This window comes from Prevotella communis (genome assembly GCF_022024115.1).
GTDB lineage: Bacteria > Bacteroidota > Bacteroidia > Bacteroidales > Bacteroidaceae > Prevotella > Prevotella communis.
In genome coordinates this window covers 491,811-515,378 of the sequence record NZ_CP091792.1, presented here as the reverse complement: position 1 = coordinate 515,378, position 23,568 = coordinate 491,811, and the positions used below count along the sequence as shown (strand labels likewise).

Below are 23,568 nucleotides of genomic sequence, written 5' to 3'. Positions count from 1 at the left end.
TATGAACTATACAATAAAATACCCTGAGAACCTGGGTGGCATGAATGAGCGCATACGTCATTTGCGCCAACAGAATTTCGACACGCCCACCACACTGAGCATCGAACGTGCCCTGATAGAGACTGCTTTCTATAAGGAGAACTACGGCACCATGCCTATTGCCATCCTCCGGGCCCGGAATTTCTACGAGATATGCAAGAAGAAGGCTATCTATATCGGTGACGAGGAACTGATTGTAGGTGAGCGCGGTCCGCTGCCTAAAGCCGTGCCTACCTTCCCTGAGTTGACCTGCCACTCGGTGGAAGACTTGCACACGCTGAACGAGCGTGAACTGCAACGCTATACCATCAGTCAGGAGGATATCGACACCTACGAGCGCGAGGTCATTCCCTACTGGCAAGGAAAGACCCAGCGTGAACGCATCTTCAACCATGTGTCGAAGGAATGGGAAGAGGCCTATCATGCAGGTGTCTTCACGGAGTTCATGGAACAACGCGCTGCCGGTCATACAGCGATGGATGGCAAGATGTACCACGAGGGACTGCTCGACGTGAAGGCACGTATCGAGAAACGCATCAGCGAACTGGATTATATCTACGACCCTGAGGCCACCGATAAGCAGCAGGAACTGGAAGCAATGGCCATCTCATGTGATGCAGCCATTCTCTTTGCAGAGCGTCATGCCGCGTTAGCCGAGGAAAAGGCAGCAAAGGAACAGAACCCGCAGCGCAAGAAGGAGTTAGAGAAAATTGCCGACGTGTGTCGCTGGGTACCAGCCCATGCGCCTCGCGACCTTTGGGAAGCCATCCAGATGTATTGGTTCGTACACCTGGGCACCGTCACCGAACTCAACGGCTGGGACTCGATGAACCCGGGACATATAGACCAGCATCTGTGGCCGTTCTACCAAAAGGGTATTGAGGATGGTACGCTGACACGCGACAAAGCCAAGGAACTGTTATCATGCCTGTGGATTAAGTTCAACAACCAGCCGGCACCTCCAAAGGTAGGAGTCACGGCATTAGAGTCGGGTACGTATAACGACTTCACCAATATTAATATAGGTGGTGTGGACAGAAACGGAGAGAATGCCACCAACGACCTTTCGTACATGATACTGGAGATCCAGGAGGAACTGCATGAACTGCAACCTGGTCTCAGCATCCATATCGCACAGAATACACCTGATGAATTCCTGCTCGAAGGTATCAAGGTGATTCGTCAGGGACACGGTTACCCCTCCATATTCAACCCCGACACATATGTACAGGAGATGGTACGTGCCGGCAAGACAATCGAAGATGCCCGAGAAGGCGGTTGCTCAGGATGTATCGAGGTGGGCGCTTTTGGCAAGGAGGCCTATCTGCTGACGGGCTACCTGAACACGCCGAAGATTCTGGAGATAACGCTCAACAACGGTATCGACCCGCAAACAGGAAAGAAACTGGGACTGGAGACTGGCGACCCACGCTCGTTCAAGACCTTTGAGGAACTCTATAAGGCATGGCACAAGCAGATGGTATACTTCGTGAACCTGAAGTTGAGCGTCAACAACTATATCGAGCGCATGTTCTCACTCTATGCACCTGCCACCTTCCTCAGTCTGTATATAGACGACTGTATAGAAAAGGGTAAGGACTACTATAGTGGTGGTGCGCGTTACAACACAACGTACATCCAATGCACGGGTCTGGGTACGATTACCGACTGTTTCACAACTCTGAAGAAACATGTCTTCGAGGACAAGCGCTACACGATGGAAGAGATGCTGGATGCCTGTGCTTCCAATTGGGAGAATGGGGAAAAGATGCGTCAATACATCCGCAACCACACACCATTCTTCGGCAATGACGATGCGTATGCCGACACGATAGCCGTACGTGTGTATGATGATTTGGTAAAAGCCATAGAAGGTCGTCCCAATACCCGTGGTGGAAAGACGCAGCTGAATATGCTTTCAACTACCTGTCATAATTATTTCGGTAGTGTCTGCGGCGCCACGCCCAATGGTCGTTTCGCCCATTTCGCCATCAGCGACGGTACTTCGCCCGCTCATGGTTCTGACAGTCATGGTCCTACTGCTGTGATTAAGTCACTTGGAAAACTTGACCAGACAAAGAGTGGCGGCACCCTGCTGAACGTACGTTTCGTGCCCCAGCTACTGAAACGCGACGAGGACCAACGCAAACTCGCCTCACTCATTCGTACCTACTTTAAGTTTGGTGGTCATCATATCCAGTTCAATATCGTTGACACAGCCACTCTTCATGATGCCCAGAAGCACCCAGAGGAATATCGCGACCTACTGGTACGCGTGGCAGGCTATAGCGACTATTTCAATGATATGACAGAGCAGTTGCAGAACGAGATTATTGCACGAACGGAAAACGATGACCTCTAATCTGATTTTTGACATCAAGCGCTATGCCATCAATGATGGTCCTGGCATTCGGACAACAATCTTCCTCAAGGGCTGTCCACTACGCTGTGTGTGGTGCCATAACCCTGAGTCGTGGTCAGCAGAACCACAGGAGCTCTTCAAACAATCTAAGTGTATCCGCTGTGGCACCTGCCTGGAACCAGGATTCAAGGTGGATGACTGTCCTACAATGGCCCGTGAGATTTGCGGACGGGCCTACACAATGGAGGAGCTGATGACCGAGATTGAGAAAGAGCGTGACATCATGGAGGATAGCGGTGGCGGGGTCACCCTCTGTGGCGGTGAACCCCTGATGCATGCCGAATATTCGCTTGAGATTCTCAAGGAACTGGGGCGACGTGGTTTCCACCGTACTGTTGACACCTCGCTTTATGCGCCACAAGAGGTCGTAGAAGCCATCGCCAACGAATGTGAGTTATTCCTCGTAGACTTGAAACTGATGGATAGCGACAAACATCGGCTTTATACAGGTGTTGGCAATGAACTGATTCTGCAGAACATCCGTTACCTGGCAGAGCGACAGGCCCAATTCTCTATCCGCATACCTCTGATAGAGGGTATTAATGCGGATGAGGAAAACATCGGGGCAACAGCGCAATTCCTCTCATCCATTCCCCATCCCATCCACCTCTTGCCTTATCATGATGTAGGAAAAGACAAGCATCGCAGGATGGGAAGCATTTTTAATCCGAAAGGATATCCTATGGCAGCTCCTTCTGAAGAAACCTTAGAACGCTGTAAGCAGCAATTGGAGGCACAAGGGCTGCAGGTCATCATCGGAGGCTGAGGCCCCAGATTTCCGAGATAACGCAATAACAAGATAACGAAACAACAAGAAAAAACAATGACAATATCACAACGACTAGCAGCCCTTCGCGAAATCATGAGTCGTGAACATTTGGCTGCATTCATTTTTCCCAGTACTGATCCACACCAAGGCGAGTATATCCCTGATCACTGGAAAGGACGCGAATTTATCAGTGGATTCAACGGTTCGGCAGGTACCGCAGTAGTCACCATGAAGAGTGCCGCCCTTTGGACTGACTCCCGCTATTTCATTGCAGCAGAGGAACAACTGAAAGGCTCAGAGTTTCAACTGATGAAGTTGAAGATTGAAGGGACACCGACTATTGCCGAATGGCTGGGCAAAGAATGTGAAGCAGGCGCAGAAGTAGGACTAGACGGCACGTGTTCTTCTGCCAATGCCGTAAAGGAACTGATTGCCGAGCTGCGTCATCAGGGAGGCATCACCCTTCGTACGAATCTGGATCCACTGAAACAGATATGGACAGACCGTCCTGTTATTCCTCAGAATCCCGTGGAGATATTCCCCATGGAATATGCAGGAGAGACCACGCACGACAAACTCGCCCGTATCCGAAGAGCCTTGCGCCAGCAACATGCAGACGGTATGTTGATGTCTGCCCTCGATGATATTGCCTGGACGCTCAACCTTCGTGGTACGGATGTTCATTGCAACCCCGTCTTTGTAAGTTACCTGCTCATCTCATCCAACACAACAACACTCTTTGTCAACAAGGAAAAACTGACAGCTGAGGTTTCGGCCTATCTGCAAGCTGAGGGCATCGGCGTTGATGATTACGAGAACGTGGGTAAAGGTCTAAAGGACTACTTTGAGTACAATATCCTGCTCGATCCCGATGAGGTGAACTATACGTTATACCAAGTGGTAAATCTTAAGCCTCAAACCTCAAATCCCAGACCTCAAATTATTGAAGCTGAATCGCCTGTAAAGCGGATGAAGACAGTAAAGAATGAGACTGAGATTGCAGGATTCCGTCGGGCGATGCTGAAGGATGGTATTGCTCTGGTAAAATTCCTGAAATGGCTTAAACCTGCGGTTGAGGCTGGTGGACAGACTGAGATAAGTATCGACCAAAAGTTGACTGCCCTCAGAGCCGAACAGCCACTGTATCGTGACATTTCCTTCGATACCATAGCCGGATATCAAGCCCATGGTGCCATTGTTCATTACGAGGCCACACCAGAGACTGATATCCCATTGAAACCGGAAGGACTGCTCCTGCTCGATAGTGGGGCACAATATCTGGACGGCACAACAGACATTACCCGTACCATCGCCCTTGGCCCTGTGACTGATGAGCAGAAGAAGATATATACGCTGGTGCTTAAAGGACATATCCAGATAGAGTTATGTAAATTTCCCAGTGGCAGCAGTGGTACGCAGATAGATATCCTGGCCCGCAAGGATATGTGGAGAGAGGGATTGAACTACCTGCATGGCACAGGTCATGGTGTGGGTACCTATCTGAATGTACATGAAGGCCCTCATCAGTTCCGCATGGAATGGAAGCCTGCCCCACTCGTAGCCGGTATGACCATTACCGACGAACCGGGCATCTACCTGCCAGGAAAGTATGGCGCACGTACGGAGAATACACTTCTCATCGTGCCTTACATGGAAACTGAGTTCGGAAAATTCTTACAATTCGAGTCACTTACGCTCTGTCCTATTGACAAGGCTCCTATCAACATTGAGATGCTGACATCAGAAGAAATACAATGGCTGAACGACTATCACCAGATGGTTTTCGACCGTTTATCTCCTCATTTATCGGCCGAAGAAGTTGCATGGCTGAAAGAGGCTACGGAACCACTCAAAAAATAACGGAAAACTACGCAACGCTTTGCGTTTAGAATTTATTCTATACGTATTGGTTATCAATGCAAAAACCATATCTTTGCATTGTCAAAACCAACGCAAAAGACAACATAGCTTAGTTATTTTAAGTAAGAAGCCATCAGCCATTGAGGCAGGTGGCTTCTATTTTGGGGCATTACGCAATGCGTTGCGCAACATTTAATCAGTTTGTTGCGTATCAATTCTTCTGAAAAACTATAACTTTGTACGGCAATAGGAACTAACATGAAACGTATTTCACAGCGGGATATAGCACGGCAGTTGGGAATTAATGTCTCTACTGTGTCCCGGGCACTCAGAGGACTCGACGGCGTCAGTCCAGAGCTAAAGAAAAAGATTGAGCAAATGGCAGAAGACGGTGGCTACCGCCCAAATCCTTTTGCCGCGAGTCTCCGTTATGACACAACACATACAATAGGCATTGTTGTACCCGACATATCGTTCAACCACTATGCACAGATAGTGAAACGTATTGAAGCAGAGGCACGCAAATATGGATATATGAGCATCATTACCGATACAGAAGACTCTTACGAGAACGAACTAAACTGTATAGAGTTGCTGACCGATATGCATGTTGAAGGTATCATTATCTGTGCGTCGCAGGATACAACAGATTTCTCACATTTGCAACGACTGCGCCAGTCGAATATCCCTGTTGTACTTTTCGACCGTGTGGCAGATATAGACATTTCATCTGTCATGATTAACGATGTAACGTCTGCCTGCTACGCAACAAATTGCTTAATAGAAAGCGGCGCAAGAAACATTGCCTTCTTAGGTGGATTAAACCAGGTAAAACAGACTGCCGACCGTAAACACGGTTACCTAAAAGCACTACGTGAGCACAATATCCCCATACGTCCAGAACTGGTAAAGTGTCATCATATCAGTTTCAACTCAGGTCTTACAGACACCATGGAATTATTGAGTCTGCCAGAGCCACCTGATGCAATACTGGCCTCACACGGATTACTGGCTATCTCAGCACTACAAGCCATCACCAGTCGTGGTCTGAAGATTCCAAAAGAAATTGCCCTTATCGGCTATTTAAGCGACTGGGTGTCAGAGATGTCACACCCACGTATTTCTTTCGTTAAGCAAAACCTCCGGGAGATAGGCAATAAAGCATTTCGCCTACTCCTTGACCAGATTAATGGCGACGACAGTGTACAACATGTTGTTGTCACAGCCCGCCTAGAATTAAGAGACAGCACAAAACAACACAAGACTAAACAATGAGATACTATTTAATTTTACTGACACTTTGGGCTTTTTTCGCCCTCAACGCTTTTTCACAATCGCCAGAAGACAGAGGTCTGACTATCAGTGGTACTATTCAGGATGCCGAATTAAAAGAACCGATGATGCAAGCCACCGTACAATTATTCCGCCAACGAGACTCCACCTTCGTCGGTGGTACCGTATCCGACATTCGAGGTCATTTCTCTATCCAGGCGCCGACAAACGGTATCTATAAACTGAAGATTTCATCGATAGGCTATCAGTCCATACAACGCGAGGTGACACTACGACGTAATCAAAGCATTGAGTTAGGCGACCTTCTTTTGTCGTCAGATGCCGTATTACTGAAGGAGGCTGTTGTCACAGGTCGTGCAGCACAGGTCGTAGTGAGGAAAGACACACTGGTATATAATCCCGATGCATATCGCACTCCCGAAGGTTCACCCATCGAAGAACTCATTAAGCGCATGCCCGGTGCAGAGGTTGACGAAGACGGAAACATCACCGTCAACGGCAAAAAGATTGAGAAAATTCTGGTCGATGGCAAGGAGTTTATGCTCGGCGATGTAGAGACGGCACTGAAGAACCTGCCAGTCTCAATCATACAGAGCGTGAAGTTCTATGATCAGCAAAGCGACCAAGCCCGAATCACAGGTATTGAAGACGGCAACAAGGAGACCGTGCTCGACTTTACCATCAAGAAAGGAATGAACCGTGGTTACATGACCAACCTCGACCTAGCAGGAGGAACGCACCATCGCTATGCCTCACGCGGCATGGGAAGTAGTTTTACGGACAAGACCCGAATCATGATAATGGGCAATTTCAACAACAAGGAAGAGAATGCCGGATGGTGGAACCGTCGCGGACTGAATGCCCGTAAGACACTAGGTGCCAACTTCAATTATGACGACGGAGAGAAGCTGAAGATGGATGGCTCCGTACGCTGGAACCATCGTGACGGCGATAATATGAACGAGAATGCCAGTGAGAATTTCTATAGCGACTCCTATCGTACATTCAGCAACAGCTACTCGAAGCAATTGTCACGTAGCGACAACTGGAACGGAAATTTCCGCGTGGAGTGGAAGCCCGACTCGCTGACCAACCTGCTGATGCGCGCCAACGGCAGCATGGGAACCAGTGATGGTACTTCAACCTCATCCAATGCCACTTTCAGCGACGATCCTTACCTATATGCTAACGATCCATTAGATGATATCCATGACCCTACATCCCCACTCTATCCTTATCTTGTGAACCATAATCATGGTGCCAGCCTCAGCTATGGGGAGAACAAGAATGCCTGGGCAATGTTCCAGTTTTACAGACGTCTGAACCCACGCGGCCGTAATATCACATTACGTGTAGAAGGCTCTATAGGCGATAACGAGAATCGCAACGCATCCAATAATGAGGTTTTCCTGCATCGTGTCAAGAATCAAGCCGGACAGGACTCGACATATTTCACAGCCCGCTATAACACCACACCCAGCGACAACAAGGGTTACGTGCTCAGCGCCCTCTATAGTGAGCCACTCTGGGAGGGCGCTCATCTGCAGGCCAACTATGAACTGCGCTATAGTCAGAATAAGAGCGATCGTCAGACATACGATTTCTCACGCCTTACCCAGAATCCCTTCACTGGTATCGTGCCGGAGTATCGCGACTGGAATCCATGGATTGGCAGTTTTGACCAAGAGATGATGGATGCTCAGCTCGACAAGAACCTCAGTCGCTACTCTGAATACAAGAACTACACGCACAATATCCGCCTGACCCTGCGTCACTGGCAGAAGGAGTACGACTACAACATCGGTTTCCTGATACAGCCTCAACACTCAAATTTCGTTCAGGACTACCGCGGCATTTATGTTGACACCATCCGTAACGTTATCAACTTCACGCCGACACTGGATTTCCACTATAACTTCAGCGACCAGGAGTCTATCCGTCTGACCTATCGCGGCGACACCCGACAGCCAGACATCACGCAATTGCTCGACATTACCGACGACTCCAACCCACTTTACATCACGCAAGGTAATCCTGGATTGAAACCACAATTCACGAACTCGCTGAATGCCTATTATAGCAATTATATCCAGAAATACAAACGCAGTTTCGTACTCTTCGGCAACTACCGCCATATCCGCAACTCCATCTCAAACCTTGTACGCTATAATGCAGAGACAGGTGGTAGCACCTCACGTCCAGAGAATATCAATGGTAACTGGAACGCTGACGGTGGTTTCAACTTCAGCACAGCTATCGACAGCGCTGCCCATTGGAATATGGGTAGTGACACGCGTCTGAGATATAACAACTACGTGAGCTATGTGGCACAGAACCAAGCCGACGCAGCAAAGAACACCACAAAGACCACCAATGTGAACCAACGTCTGAATGTCAGTTTCCGCAATGACTGGTTAGAGGTAACGCTCGATGGTAACGTGAACTATCAGCACTCCCGCAACGAGCTGCAGCCCTCGGCCAATCTCGACACCTGGCGTTTCAGTTACGGAGGACAGATGATGGTACGCCTGCCCAGTGGTTTTGAGATCTCCACCAATCTCCACGAGAATAGTCGCAGAGGTTTTAACGACCCGTCATCAAATACGAACGAACTGATCTGGAACGGTCAGGTATCAAAGTCCTTCCTCAAGACTAAGACACTTGTGGTAGCCCTCAACTTCTACGACCTGTTAGGACAGCAGTCCAACTATGAGCGCTGGGTGAACGCCAATGGACGTAGTGACACTCGCTATAACAGCATCAACTCGTATGCAATGCTCCACGTGCGCTACCGTCTGAACATGTTTGGAGGCAAGGTTGATACAGAAGGCCGCTATGACAAGAAATGGGGCAACAACGACCGTCGTGGCAGATAAACACCACTCACACAAAAATAAAACCAGATTATTAACGTTATTACATTGAAAGAAACCAAGAAATAATGAAAAGATTACTGACTCTACTCATCGCTACATCTGCCTGCACAATGATGTCGGCAGAAGTGGCAGACTCACTCTCACTGAATGAAGTTGTCGTCACCGGTACAAGGAGTGCCACAGATATCCGTCATCTGCCTATGACGGTGACTGTTATCAAACGAGACCAACTGACGGCAGAGCACCAGCCGAGCATCCTGCCAACGGTGATGCGCGAGGTGCCTGGACTATTCGTGACTAGTCGGGGTATGATGGGCTATGGTGTAAGTGGTGGCAGCTCTGGAGCTATCAATGTACGCGGCATCAGCAGTGGTACGGCAGAGAGTGGTGCCGGACAGATGATGGTACTTATCGACGGACATCCCCACTATCAGGGGCTCTTTGGACATACTATTGCAGACAGTTATCAAGCGCTTATGGCTGAACGCATTGAAATTCTGCGTGGCCCTGCATCGGTACTATACGGTTCGAATGCCATGGGGGGTGTTATCAATATCGTGACCCGTCAGGCAAAGAAAGACGGTATTAATACCAACGTCACCTTAGGTGCAGGCAGCTATGGTACCATCCAGACTGAAGCATCCAACCAGATACGCTTAGGACGTTTCTCGTCAACCGTTGCCGCACAGTATAACCGTACAGACAACCACCGTCCCGACATGGGGTTTGAGCAGTTTGGCGGAATGGCAAAGCTTGGCTACGACCTTCATACAAACTGGAACGTATCTGCCGATATAGAACTGACACGTTTTATTGCCTCCTATCCAGGTTCAACAGCAGCTCCACTCGTGGATGCCGACCAATGGATTACACGTGGCATTGCCTCTGTTGGCGTAACGAATAACTATGGGAAGACAAATGGCGGACTAAGTCTATACTATACCTTTGGCAATCACAAAATCAATGATGGACACGCGCCAACGGCTCCCGCAAAGACCAACTATTTCCGCTCAGAGGATGCACTGATGGGCATAACCTGGTATCAGAACGCACACCTCTTCAAGGGAAATCGTCTAACTATTGGCCTTGACTATCAGCATATCTACGGCAAGGCCTGGAACCAGGTGATGGCTACAGGCGAGGACTTGGCAGCTATGGTCAACAAGCGTGAGAACGAAATTGCCGGTTACATAGATGTCTGCCAAGACCTCACCGACTGGCTGACTCTTGATGCCGGGGTGCGTCTGGACAACCATTCCCAAGCTGGTACAGAATGGATTCCACAGGGAGGTCTTGTTGTAAGACCGATGGATAACGGAGAACTGAAAGCTACGGTAAGCAAAGGTTTCCGTAATCCTACCATTCGAGAGATGTACCTTTTTGGGACGAAGAATGCCGACCTGAATGCTGAGCGTCTGATGAACTATGAGTTAGGTTGGCGTCATCGCATAGACGACGGCTATACCTACGGCATCAATGCCTTCTACATCAAGGGCAGCAACATCATTCAGCAAATGCCTGTCAGCGGAGGTAAGCGCTTCATGAACACAGGAGAGATAGAAAACTGGGGTGTCGAAGCGGAAGCCAGTTGTCCTATCAACCCATACCTCAATATCCATGCCAACTCCTCATACCTGCACATGAAGAATAAGATTATCGCAGCTCCTGAAGCAACTTTCTATGTAGGCGTCGACTTCCACAAAGACAAGTGGGCTGCCACCCTCGGATTACAGCATATAGAAAACCTCTATACTGAAGTAGGCGCAAAAGAAACTAAGGAAGATTTCAGGCTCCTGAATGCCAGCATCAGCTATGCAGCCTTGAAGAATGTAAGCCTCTGGGCACGCGGAGAGAACCTACTGGCACAGAAGTATGAAATCAACGCAGGCTATCCCATGCCTCGTGCCACTTTCATGGGCGGCGTGAGCATAAACTTTTAATCCTTAATGTTTAATCTTTAATGTAAAAAAATATGGAAGCTACAACAGTAAGACTTTACGCACTAAATTATGACGAGGTGAAGACCTATATGTGGGCGGCTATCTTCGTAGTCTGCAACCTGGTTTTGCCTCAGGTGTTCCATCTCATTCCGCAGGGTGGCATCATCTTCTCGCCCCTCTCGCTGGTAATTCTGGCAGGGGCGTATAAATTCGGATGGAAAACGGGGCTCCTGGCTGCTCTGCTTTCGCCGACAGTCAACCACCTCATCACCGGTATGCCCGCTATGGATATCCTGCCTGTGATGACCATGAAACTTGCAGTCCTCGCTCTCGTTGCAGGATTGGCCGCACAGCGTTTTAAGACCGTCAACCTGCCTCTGCTCATTGGCGTAGTACTTGTAACGAAAGCCATCGAGTGCGTAGGTGAACTTGCTCTCACTGGTGGCATCACAGCCACCATTGCCGATTTCACTATCGGATGGCCAGGACTACTTCTTCAAGTTTTTGGCACCTGGCTTATCTTGAAGTATATCCGCAAATAGAACGAGTCCGAATGCGTCGGACTGCCAGTACGTCGGCGTCGGACTGTGAATACGACAACGTCGGACTGCATGAAACTCGTATCGTACACTTTTCAAAAAGTCTCATAAAAGAGTTTGCAAACACTTTGCAAACTCTTTTCTATTGCGTAATCACGGTTTTTTCTTTATCTTTGTACGCAAAATACTAAAACGTTTCAACCCTAAACATGAAGCAATTATTTTTGATGATGATAACAGTGCTGTTGATATCAGGTTGCAGTTCACGCTGTGACGAGCAACAGGCATTCTCTCTCCAAGGCGCCTGGATGCTGCAACAGGTTTGTACGCCCGAAGGACACATCATTCATTACATGCCAAACGACCAGACACGACTGCGAATATACCAAGGCGACAGCGCAATGTTTGAATGTAAGCTGATACAGACCGAACAGGCACTGGTAGTAGAACCACAAAACAAAAGCAGCGTGACACTTTTTGACAAAGGCAGCGACGAATATCTCTATATGGAAGGCGATGACCAGAGACCCATAACAGTGGTCAACGACTCCGTTATCACCATCCAACAAATAGGCAGGATATTCACCTGGCAACGTGCCGATAGCATTGGTGAGGAATGGGGCGAAGAGATACGTGCCATCATCGACCGGCATATGGAATACGAAAGACCCTTCGATGCTCCCCACAGTTATGTGCTATCCGCCAAAGAGCGAGAACAGGCAAATGTTATCCATCTATTAGAATACGCTACAATAGGTTGTCTCATCGTGCTATTATCTATAGCCCATATCGCACAAGTAAACCGTAAGGCAAAGAAACGGCTGCAACAGCAACTCCAACAGATTCAGGAGATACATGAAGAACTGCCACAGCCCGTCAAGCAGGCTATCGAGAATATTGAATCTGCATATTTCTCTTCAGACGAATACTATACGCTGCAACATCGTATCACTTCTGGTCAGCGACTGAAAGAAGAGGAATGGTATGAAATAGAGGCTCAACTCAAGAAAATCTACCCAGGCTTCAGCAGTCAGCTGAGGAACCTCCACGTCATGTCTGAACTGGAGTATCAGACATGTCTGCTTATTAAACTGCGTATTGCTCCAACAGACATTGCAACGATATTAAGCCGTGACACAAGTACCATCAGTACCGTACGCAGCCGACTCTACAAAAAGGTGTTTGACAAGAAAGGCGGAGCCCGCGAATGGGACGAATTCATCATGAGTATTGGAGCATAAGGAGTTTGCAAACTGTTTGCATGTGAAATGCAAAACAGATGCAAACTCAAAAACTTGGAACGACAAGAAAAAGGACTTACCTTTGCAGCGTGGATTCACATAAGTCTAACCAATAGAACAAAACGTATGAAGAAAATTATCTTTTTGATGGCAGTGGTACTCATGAGTACGCTGCAAGCCAATGCCCAAAAACCTAAAATCGCCGACAAGGAACTCCTTGGCACATGGACACTGGAATGGATGCAGTATGATGGAGAGAAGAAGATAACGTGCGGAAAAGGCACCAGTTACACCTCCTTTAAATACTATGGAGCCGACGGGGAATATGCCTGCGCAGAAATTGCGCTGTCAAATGACGGTAAGATCAAGGTCTTACCCCATGAGTACGGAACCTATTCCTATAAGGACGGCTGGTATATTGAGATGGGGCGTAAGCCTGCCCGCAATGATATTCTCGTGATGAAGGACAACATCCACTTTCATGGTCGTTGGATGAACCGTACAGAGGCTTGGAAGAAAACACCCCTGTCACAAAAAGTAGTGAAGTATATCCTAGACTGCTGTAAAAGTCTGAACACTCCCACTGATGTCCAGCAGGAAATCAAGAAACAACTATTTTAATCATCATCATAAGTAAAGAGAGTTATAATTAACTCACAAACCAAGTAGTATTTTCATCTGGGTTCGCAGCGATGCGAGCCCAGATGTTTTTTCTGCTTATTTCCATGGAAACATGTTGGTGGTTTGCAAATAATATTGTATCTTTGCAAACGATTATTCTCAACCCGTTTACTAAAACAAAATCTATGAATAGAAAGCAACTACTTAGCACTCTGCTAACAATCTTTCTGACACTACCGCTATCGGCTCAGTCCCAGTCACTCCCCTATCAGAACCCACAACTGAAGGCAGAACAGCGTGCCGATGACCTGCTAAAACGACTCTCATTAGAAGAGAAAGTACAACTGATGATGGATGTATCACCAGCCATCGACCGTCTGCAGATTCCGCAGTTTCAATGGTGGAACGAGGCATTGCATGGCGTAGGACGCAATGGTTACGCCACCGTCTTTCCCATTACAATGGCGATGGCTGCTTCATGGGACGATGCCTTGCTTCATCGAGTCTTCACAGCTGTGAGCGATGAGGCTCGTGTCAAAGCGCGCCAGGCAAAAGAATCAGGACGTATCCGTCGCTATCAGAGTCTGTCTTTCTGGACGCCCAACATCAATATCTTCCGCGATCCACGTTGGGGCCGTGGCCAGGAGACCTATGGCGAAGATCCCTTCCTCACATCAAAGATGGGATTGGCCGTGGTACGTGGCCTGCAGGGCATGACCTATGATGGAAAATGGATTGGCAACTACAAGAAGTTATTGGCCTGTGCCAAACACTTTGCTGTGCATAGCGGTCCGGAGTGGAACCGTCACACCTTCAATATAGAAGACCTGCCTGAGCGTGACCTTTGGGAGACCTATCTGCCAGCCTTTAAGGCATTGGTTCAGGAAGGTGAGGTAGCAGAGGTGATGTGTGCCTACCAACGCATAGACGGACAGCCCTGCTGTAGTCAGACACGCTATGAGCAACAGATTCTGCGCGACGAATGGGGATTCAAGGGACTGATTACCAGCGATTGTGGGGCCATACGCGACTTCCTGCCCCGCTGGCATAATACAGCCAAGGATAGCGAGGAAGCCTCAGCCCAGGCCGTACTTGCCGGTACGGATGTTGAGTGCGGCTCAGAATACAAGAACCTGCCTGAAGCCGTACGTCGTGGTGACATCAAGGAGTCCGACCTTGACCGCTCATTGCGCCGTCTGCTCATCGCCCGTTTTGAGGTAGGCGATTTCGATGATGACAAACTGGTAGAGTGGACAAAGATACCGTCTTCCTCGGTTGCATCTAAAGAGCACAAGCAGTTGGCCCTGGACATGGCCCGCAAAAGCATCGTCCTACTGAAGAACAATGGCGTCTTACCATTATCCAAGACATCCGGCATCCTCGTCATGGGACCTAATGCCAACGACTCCGTGATGCAATGGGGCAACTATTCCGGATACCCCACCAAGACCATCACCGCCCTTGAAGGTATTCGTCAGCAGCTTGGCAGCATACCTTATATCCCAGGCTGTGACCTAACACGCAACGAAAGCGTTGAAAGCCGCTTTGCAGAAATCAAAGCGCCCCTGGGCAATCAGGGCATGCAAGTTACCTATTATAACAATACTAGCATGAGTGGTAAGCCCGTTACCACCGTCACTCTGACAGAACCCGTCAAACTAAGCAATGGTGGTAACACCGTCTTTGCGCCCGGTGTCAACCTGGAGAATTTCTCAGCCCGTCTTGACGGTACTTTTATTCCTACTCGCGACGAGACCCTTATCTTCAATATCAGCGGTGACGACAAGATTCGCCTGCTGGTCAACGGTGACACCATTGTCGATATATGGAAGGTTCGTCACCGAATTCAGAACGGACAGAAAGAGTTGACAGTAAAAGCAGGACAGCACTACCGCATACAAATAGACTACGTACAGGAATCAGGCTATGGCGCACTGAACTTCGATATACAACACAAATCGACACCTACCCCCCAGGAACTTCTCGCTCAGGTAGGCGATGCCAGAACCATCATTTTTATCGGTGGTATCTCACCCCGTTTGGAAGGAGAGGAGATGCGTGTCAGCGAACCAGGTTTCCGAGGTGGCGACCGCACCAGCATCGAACTGCCACAGGCACAGCGCGACGTGCTTCGCTGGTTGCACGAAGCAGGAAAAAAAATAATCTTTGTCAACTGCTCTGGAGGTGCCGTCGCCATGGTCCCAGAACTGGAGACCTGCGATGCCATCCTGCAGTGGTGGTATGCCGGCGAACAAGGAGGAACGGCACTGGCTGATGTCCTGACTGGACGCTACAACCCAAGCGGCAAACTGCCCGTCACATTCTATAAGAGTACCGACGATTTGCCCGATTTCCTGGACTACACGATGAAGAATCGCACTTACCGTTACTTCACCGGTGAACCTTTGTTCCCCTTTGGTCATGGGCTGAGCTATACCACATTTGCTTTTTCAAAGCCCGGCGTCAAGGTAAACGACAAATCTGTGACTGTCACCACCAAAGTGAAGAACACAGGCAAACTGGATGGTACAGAGACAGTACAAATCTATTTCCGTCGTACTGCCGATACCGAAGGACCACAGAAGACTCTCTGCGGCTATCAGCAAGTAAACCTGAAGGCTGGTGAAACCCGTACTGTCACCATCACCCTACCCCGTAAAAACCTTGAATCATGGGATGCGAAGAGCAATACCATGCACTTCATACCCGGTCAGTATCAGCTGATGATAGGTTCATCAAGTGCCGACACCAACTTATTAAAGATTAACACAAAACTATAAAAACAAAACATCTACAAGATGGCAAGAGGCTAACAAGGCATTAACTAAGGCACGAGAATAGACTCTGCGTGTTTTACTTGTTCAGCAGTAGGGGCAGAAACTTCGGTAAGCGTATATGGAATACCAAGTTTCTGCCATTTAAATATACCTAAAGTATGATATGGCAGTACCTCGACACGCTGAACATTCTGTAGTGTGTCAATAAACTGACGCAGGCGCACCAACTGCTCTTCGTCGGTAGTGATGCCAGGCACCAATACATGACGTATCCATACGGGTTTAGCAATGTCCGACAGATAGCGGGCACAATCCAGGATATTCTCGTTGTCGTGACCTGTGAGCCAACGGTGCTTCTCACCGTCAATGTGTTTGATGTCGAGCAGCACCAGGTCGGTACTATGCATCAGTCGCTCGAACTTACCGAAGAAAGGTTCCTCGCGGGTAAAAGGTTGGGCAGCAGTATCCAGGCAGGTATTGATGCCACGACGATGAGCCTCCTCGAACAGTTCAATCAGGAAATCTATCTGCAGCAAAGCCTCACCACCGCTCACGGTAATACCGCCATCGGGGCCCCAGTAGCTGCGATAGCGCTCTGCCTTGTTCAGCAGCTCATCAACGGTAGCTGTTGTGCCGCAGGCATCAGAACCAAGTTTCCATGTGTCAGGGTTGTGACAGTAGCGACAGCGCATCCGACACCCCTGCAGGAAAATCAGAAACCGAATCCCTGGCCCATCAACAGAGCCAAAGGATTCGGTAGAGTGTATATAGCCTGTACTACTCATTACAGACTCTCGTGAGATTGACGTGCAATAACATCCTCCTGCTGCTCGCGAGTCAGGTCGATGAACTTCACAGCGTAACCAGATACACGGATGGTGAAGTTAGCGTACTCGGGCTTCTCAGGATGCTCCATGGCATCGCGCAGCTTATCTACACCAAACACGTTCACATTCAGGTGGTGAGCACCACGGCTGAAGTAACCGTCCATCACGCGAACCAGCGTGTTAGCGCGCTCCTCGTCGTTCTGGCCCAGGGTATTGGGGCTGATGGTCTGAGTATTAGAGATACCGTCGAGGGCATACTCGTAAGGCAGCTTTGCTACTGAGTTCAGTGAAGCCAGCAGACCGTTCTTCTCAGCACCATAGCTTGGGTTAGCACCTGGTGACAGAGGAGTACCGGCACGACGACCATCGGGCAGGTTACCTGTGTACTTACCATATACCACGTTAGAGGTGATGGTAAGGATAGAGCAGGTTGGAGTAGCGTTACGATAGGTAGCGTGCTTGCGAATCTTCTTCACGAAGGTCTTGAGCAGCCATACAGCAATCTCGTCGGCACGGTCATCATCGTTACCGTAGCGGGGGAAGTCACCCTCGGCTACATAGTCAACGTTGAAGCCCTCTTCGTCACGGATCATCTTAACCTTAGCATATTTAACGGCAGAGATAGAGTCAACTACGTGTGAGAAACCTGCGATACCGGTAGCGAATGTACGACGTACGTTGGTATCAATCAGGGCCATCTCGGCAGCCTCGTAGAAGTACTTATCGTGCATGTAGTGAATCAGGTTCAGGGTGTTTACGTATACACCAGCCAACCAGTCCATAGCCTGATCGAAGCGGGGCGCCAGTTCCTCCCATGTGAGATACTCATCCTTAATGGGACGGAAGCCGGGAGCTACCTGCTCGCGGGTCTTGGCGTCAACACCACCGTTACAAGCATAGAGGAAGCACTTAGCCAGGTTGGCGCGTGCTCCGAAGAACTGCATCTCCTTACCGGTCTGTGTAGCACTTACACAGCAGCAGATGCTATAATCGTCGCCCCATACAGGACGCATCACCTCGTCGTTCTCGTACTGGATAGAACTGGTCTTAACCGAGATCATCGCAGCATACTTCTTGAAGTTCTCTGTCAAACGTGGAGAATAAAGTACGGTGAGGTTAGGCTCGGGAGAAGGACCCATGTTCTCCAGGGTGTGCAGGAAACGGTAGTCGTTCTTGGTCACCATGTGACGGCCATCCATGCCCATACCACCTACTTCCAAGGTAGCCCAAACAGGGTCGCCAGAGAAAAGTTCATTATATGAAGGGATACGTGCGAACTTCACCATGCGGAACTTCATCACCAGGTGGTCGATGAGCTCCTGTGCCTCGCTCTCGGTCAGTGTACCCTCTTCCATATCACGCTGGATATAGATGTCGAGGAAGGTTGACACACGTCCTACAGACATGGCAGCACCGTTCTGAGTCTTGATAGCAGCCAGGTAGCCGAAGTACAGCCACTGAACAGCCTCGCGTGCGTTATTAGCAGGCTGAGAGATATCGAAGCCGTAAATCTGAGCCATAGCCTTCATCTCCTTCAGGGCTTTAATCTGCATAGAAATCTCCTCACGCTGACGGATGACATCATCGCTCATCACACCGGCTCCGCAGTTACGCTTATCGGCCTCCTTCTCAGCGATGATGAAGTCGATACCATACAGAGCTACGCGACGGTAGTCACCGACGATACGGCCACGGCCATAAGTGTCGGGCAGACCAGTAAGAATATGGTTATGACGTACGTGCTTCATCTCCTCGGTGTAAGCATCAAACACGCCATCATTATGAGTCTTGCAATACTTGGTGAAAATCTCGTGCAGCTTTTCTGATGGTTTGTAGCCGTAGTTTGTACAAGCCTGCTCAGCCATCTTAATGCCACCAAAAGGCATGAAGGCACGCTTCAGGGGTTTATCGGTCTGCAGACCAACTACCTTCTCCAGGTCTTTCTTACTCTCATCAATGTAGCCAGGGCCATAGGCCGTCATGCTTGAGACGATCTCGGTCTCCATGTCGAGCACACCACCCTTGGCACGCTCTTCTTTCTGCAGTTCCTGCAGACGTCCCCACAATATATTGGTGGCATCTGTAGGCTCGGCCAGAAATGACTCATCGCCTTCGTAAGCTGTGTAGTTGTTCTGAATAAAATCTCTAAGATTAACTTCTTCTGTCCATTTGGTTCCTTTAAAACCACGCCATTCGTTACGCATATAAAAAGGGATATAAATATATAAAAATTAAAAATTGGGTGCAAAGGTAACACTTTTTATTGGATTATCATGGTAAAATATCAGAAAAAATGACACACGACCTATTTGATTGATTTATTTAAAGAGTACATAGGAATCTATACTGTTAAAAAACGCTATTCCTTATATAAATCATACAAACAAACAATAAGATATTACAGAATATTTGTAAATTTGCAAACTAAACTATAAAGATTGGCTTAACAACAATGAAAAAAATCGTTTTACTAACTGTCCTCGCGGTTCTCATAATACTACCGGCAAAGACACGGGGGCAGATACGTTATAACCAGGTGGGCTGCTATCCGCAGCAAGAAAAATTCATTGTTGTAGAGGATACAGCCTCCATACACAAATTAAAAATCAAAACACCTAAGGGGAAAACGCTGAAACCTGCAAGTATTCGGAAAGCTGTATCACCCCTTTCGGGGAAGACCCGCTATGTTGTCAATCTTGGTGAACTGACAGCCATTGGTAATTATCAGATTAGCATCGGCAAAGAAAGATGCAGCATCCAGGTATCGGACCATCCTTATCATGATATTGCCAAATCATCCTTACGCCTGTTCTATCTTATACGTTCTGGGATACCCATCGAACAGGGCGGCATTTACAAACGTCCCCTAGGACACCCCGACACATTGGTACTTATTCACCCATCAGCTGCCACCGACAAACGTCCTGCCGGCACCGTAATCAGTTCTCCCTATGGTTGGTATGATGCGGGTGATTACAACAAATATGTTGTCAACTCCGCTTTCAGCATCGGACTGATGTTTGCTGCATACGAACAACAGTCAACCTACTTCACCAATTTAAATACGGAGATTCCTGAGAGTCATAATCAAACACCCGACCTGCTTGACGAAATGATGTTCAACCTGCGTTGGTTGCAGACCATGCAGGACCCAGACGATGGCGGTGTATATCACAAGCTGACGACCCCCAATTTCGAAGGTTTCATTATGCCCACAGCATGTAGGCAACCACGCTACGTGGTGGCCAAGAGCATAACTGCCACCCTCGACTTTGCCGCAGTAATGGCGGACGCCGCGCGTCTTTTTGACCCTTACCAACAAGATTATCCGGGTTTCACAGAGCAAGCCACCATCATGGCAGAACGAGCCTATCAATGGGCGAAGCAACACCCTACAGCACTATATCGTCAGGACCAGTTACACCATCCGGAAATCACCACAGGGACTTATGCCGATTTCAATTCACGTGATGAGCTGTTCTGGGCCGCGTCTGCCCTCTATCGACTAACCCACAAGCAGATGTATTTTGAAGATGCACAGCAAAACCAGCCTCAACGGTTCAACACACCATCATGGGGAAATGTTTCCGCACTCGGTGCATTCGAATGGCTTTCAGCAAAAGCATCACCTCTATACAACGATATGCTTCATCAACTCATGGACTATTGCAAGAATGCCATCAGAAATGTTGAGAAATCTTCGTTTCAGTCGCCTTTTGGTAACAACGCCCGTGACTTTGGATGGGGCTGTCTGGCAGAACGCTGTTGCTGTCAGGCCATGGCATTGCTCTATGCCGACAAGATACAAGGTACTTCTAAATATCGCACCTTCGCACTTCAGAATGCCGACTACCTATTGGGACGCAACGCAACTGGTTACTGTTACGTCACCGGCTTTGGTGACAAAAGTCCGATGCACCCCCATCACCGTATCAGTTCGGCCGACGGCATAGAAATGCCCTTCCCAGGCATGCTGGTTGGTGGTCCGAACCCTGGACAACAGGACAAAAAAGACATGCACAATACCGTCTATCCGTCAAATATCCCTGATGAATCGTATATCGACAACGAGGAATCGTATGCCTCTAACGAGATTGCCATCAACTGGAACGCCTCCCTCGCAGCTTTCCTCTGTTGGCTTGATGCCTTATCGGAGATGTCTGCCACACCGCATGATAATGGCATACAACTGGATAAGAATCACTTGTTGCTCGACGCCTCGCTCAGTGATAGTGAGGTAGCCAACCGTCCATTCATGTTCAATAACTTCCATAAGATGTTAAAGAGTCTCTCGGATACCACTACACTATATATTAAGCCTGGTGTCTATTGGATAGACAATCCCGATATTCCAGAAGTAGTGCATGGCGAGAATGGACGCGAACCATTTGGCTGTGTTATCAGGGGTAAGATACTGCATCTCATCGGGCTCGATACCGATGCACGAAATATTGTGCTAGCTTCTGCTCGCGGACAGACACAGGGAGCTGTAGGCAATTTCACCATGTTTGATATTCATTGCGACTCGCTTTGGGTAGAAAACCTCACAATGGGTAACTTCTGTAATGTTGACCTTGATTACCCTTTGAACCCCACGCTCGCACGTAAAAAACGCAGCGATGCCATCACACAGGCACATGTTGGCTATGTACATGGCAAGTGGCTCATGGCTCGCAACGTGCGCTTCATCAGTCGACTGAACCTGAACCCGCTGAACGGTGCTGAGCACTCTTACTACGAGAACTGTCATTTCGAATGTACCGACGACGCCATGAACGGTACCGCCGTGTATCGTCACTGCAGCATTGACCTCTACGGACAGAAGCCCTTCTGGAGCACTTTCAACAAGGGAGCGATGTTTGTAGATTGCGACTTCAACGTGAAAACAAGCAATCGCGAGATGTATTTCTGCAAACAGGGCGGGCCTTTGACACTTATTGACTGCAGATACCATGCTCCTTCAGACAGCATCTATATCGGTTGGACAGCCTACCCACAACCCTGGCTTCGCTGCTACCAGCATCATTTCACGCTTAATGGGAAGCCTTACATCATCGGCAACCGTCAAAGAAAGAATACGCTATCACCTTCTTTTCTCAATAACACACTGAGAGAAGCCCCCTATTTAGCTATCAACAAACATGAAAGCACGCTTCAAACCGGTCACGACACGCTGCGGTTATCCTGCAACGAAATAGTTTCCTGGCGGATAGAGGAAGGTTTTGAAAAATACGTCGTAATGAAACACATTGATGCAGAAACAATCGAGTTAATCCCTATCAATAGCACTGACGAGACTATCAGTTGTTGCGTTATCGCCACCTCAACCGATGGACGGGAAGCCGCTTGTTATCTGACTATCAAACCCTCTCAACTGCCACCACCAACAGTACGCAACCCACGCCTCACTATGACTCAAGACAGGGCTGTGCTAACCTATTTTCTGAATACGAAAGAAGCGGCTGACGACTCCCGCATCATCTGGTATAGAGATAGCATTCCCGTGGCAACAACCAATACCGGTTCAAATGGCATCTACCTACTTCAAGAGGCCGATAAAGGACACACGTTGAGAGCTGTACTATTTCCAAAACAGAAACGAAGCGACTATGGCGCACCTATTGAGTGTCAAGTCAAAGTGCGACATACGTCCAGACAAGACAGCCTTGACACAGATTTCAGTCAGCTGTATTGCGACTGGCAACCAGTTATAGCCGAAGGACTATGGACCGTTGACGGCCACAAACCTATCGACACATCTGACTATGACTGGTCCTTTAATTCCATGAAACCGATGTGGGAATATGGCGAGGGATTCAACGGTGCCATAGGAAAAGGTCTTTTGCAAGCACAACGAGGTGCTCGCCTGATGTACACAGCAGCAAACAGACGCTATGATAACATGTCACTGACACTAACCGTTGACCCAACCAAGACTGCCGGTCAGGGGTTCGGTTCTGCCACTGGACAGTATATGGATGTCTGCCTGAAATTTGACACGAAGACATTGACTGGCTATGGTCTGCGCATCATCCGCACCGTGAAACACGCCAAGGCAGTGGACTTCCTCCTGGTTGAATACAAAGACGGACAGGTTACTCCTCTGACCGAGGCCATCAGCTCCACTTGTTACCGCACAGGATGTACCATTAGCCTCAACTACTCCAACGGGTTATTAAGAGCCCATGTAGAAACAAAGACACCCAAACCTGCCGACTCCTCCCTACCCCATCAGGTTGACCTGCAGTCACACGTGACAAGCAATCCCTTTGGGGGCATCCACATCCAGCATACCGGTTCCTGCGGTGAAAGTACCACTATGCTGCATCACCTCCACGCTACATGGAAACGTTTATAACCAAAC

Annotated in this window: 13 protein-coding genes; 11 read left to right on the top strand and 2 right to left on the bottom strand. The window is 48.6% G+C overall.

From position 1 onward, the window contains the following. The first annotated feature begins 1 nt into the window (after position 1). From hypD to xyl3A, 10 genes are all read left to right on the top strand, one after another. Positions 2–2,401, top strand: a complete 2,400-nt coding sequence (hypD, locus tag L6468_RS02095) for a trans-4-hydroxy-L-proline dehydratase (RefSeq protein ID WP_237794687.1) — start codon at positions 2–4, stop codon at positions 2,399–2,401. Beyond that, the gene (locus tag L6468_RS02090) at positions 2,391–3,227 is read left to right on the top strand and encodes a glycyl-radical enzyme activating protein (protein WP_091814594.1); all 837 of its coding nucleotides are present in this window, start codon (positions 2,391–2,393) and stop codon (positions 3,225–3,227) included. Before hypD ends, L6468_RS02090 begins: the two co-directional genes overlap by 11 nt. 57 nt (positions 3,228–3,284) lie before the next feature. Next, on the top strand, positions 3,285–5,090 hold the full coding sequence (locus L6468_RS02085) for an aminopeptidase P family protein (protein WP_237794685.1): 1,806 nt from the start codon (positions 3,285–3,287) through the stop codon (positions 5,088–5,090). Positions 5,091–5,348: 258 nt separating this feature from the next. Then, on the top strand, positions 5,349–6,365 hold the full coding sequence (locus tag L6468_RS02080; protein WP_237835135.1) for a LacI family DNA-binding transcriptional regulator: 1,017 nt from the start codon (positions 5,349–5,351) through the stop codon (positions 6,363–6,365). Further along, positions 6,362–9,259 carry a TonB-dependent receptor gene (locus L6468_RS02075; protein WP_237794681.1) on the top strand — a complete coding sequence of 966 codons (2,898 nt, stop codon included), beginning with the start codon at positions 6,362–6,364 and terminating at the stop codon, positions 9,257–9,259. The genes L6468_RS02080 and L6468_RS02075 overlap by 4 nt, the downstream gene beginning before the upstream one ends. 65 nt (positions 9,260–9,324) lie before the next feature. Next, entirely contained in the window at positions 9,325–11,199 is a 1,875-nt protein-coding gene (locus L6468_RS02070) for a TonB-dependent receptor (protein ID WP_237794679.1), read from the top strand. Between the two features lie 32 nt (positions 11,200–11,231). Further along, on the top strand, positions 11,232–11,741 hold the full coding sequence (locus L6468_RS02065) for an ECF transporter S component (RefSeq protein ID WP_237794677.1): 510 nt from the start codon (positions 11,232–11,234) through the stop codon (positions 11,739–11,741). A 206-nt stretch (positions 11,742–11,947) separates the two neighbouring features. Then, positions 11,948–12,979, top strand: a complete 1,032-nt coding sequence (locus L6468_RS02060) for a hypothetical protein (protein WP_237794675.1) — start codon at positions 11,948–11,950, stop codon at positions 12,977–12,979. Positions 12,980–13,105: 126 nt separating this feature from the next. Next, positions 13,106–13,600: a hypothetical protein gene (locus tag L6468_RS02055; protein ID WP_237794673.1), complete on the top strand. Its 495-nt coding sequence runs from the start codon at positions 13,106–13,108 to the stop codon at positions 13,598–13,600. Between the two features lie 185 nt (positions 13,601–13,785). Then, positions 13,786–16,380 carry a xylan 1,4-beta-xylosidase gene (gene xyl3A / locus L6468_RS02050; protein ID WP_237794671.1) on the top strand — a complete coding sequence of 865 codons (2,595 nt, stop codon included), beginning with the start codon at positions 13,786–13,788 and terminating at the stop codon, positions 16,378–16,380. Between the two features lie 44 nt (positions 16,381–16,424). Here the strand turns inward: xyl3A and pflA are convergent, their stop codons facing one another. Both pflA and pflB read right to left on the bottom strand, forming a co-directional pair. Continuing rightward, positions 16,425–17,162: a pyruvate formate-lyase-activating protein gene (pflA, locus tag L6468_RS02045; protein WP_237794669.1), complete on the bottom strand. Its 738-nt coding sequence runs from the start codon at positions 17,160–17,162 to the stop codon at positions 16,425–16,427. Beyond that, a complete protein-coding gene (gene pflB, locus L6468_RS02040) occupies positions 17,162–19,408 on the bottom strand; it encodes a formate C-acetyltransferase (RefSeq protein WP_091814623.1) in 2,247 nt (748 codons plus the stop codon). Before pflB ends, pflA begins: the two co-directional genes overlap by 1 nt. Positions 19,409–19,656: 248 nt before the next feature. Here pflB and L6468_RS02035 point away from each other — a divergent pair, with 248 nt between their 5' ends. Continuing rightward, the gene (locus tag L6468_RS02035) at positions 19,657–23,562 is read left to right on the top strand and encodes a glycoside hydrolase family 9 protein (protein ID WP_237794668.1); all 3,906 of its coding nucleotides are present in this window, start codon (positions 19,657–19,659) and stop codon (positions 23,560–23,562) included. Positions 23,563–23,568 lie beyond the last annotated feature (6 nt).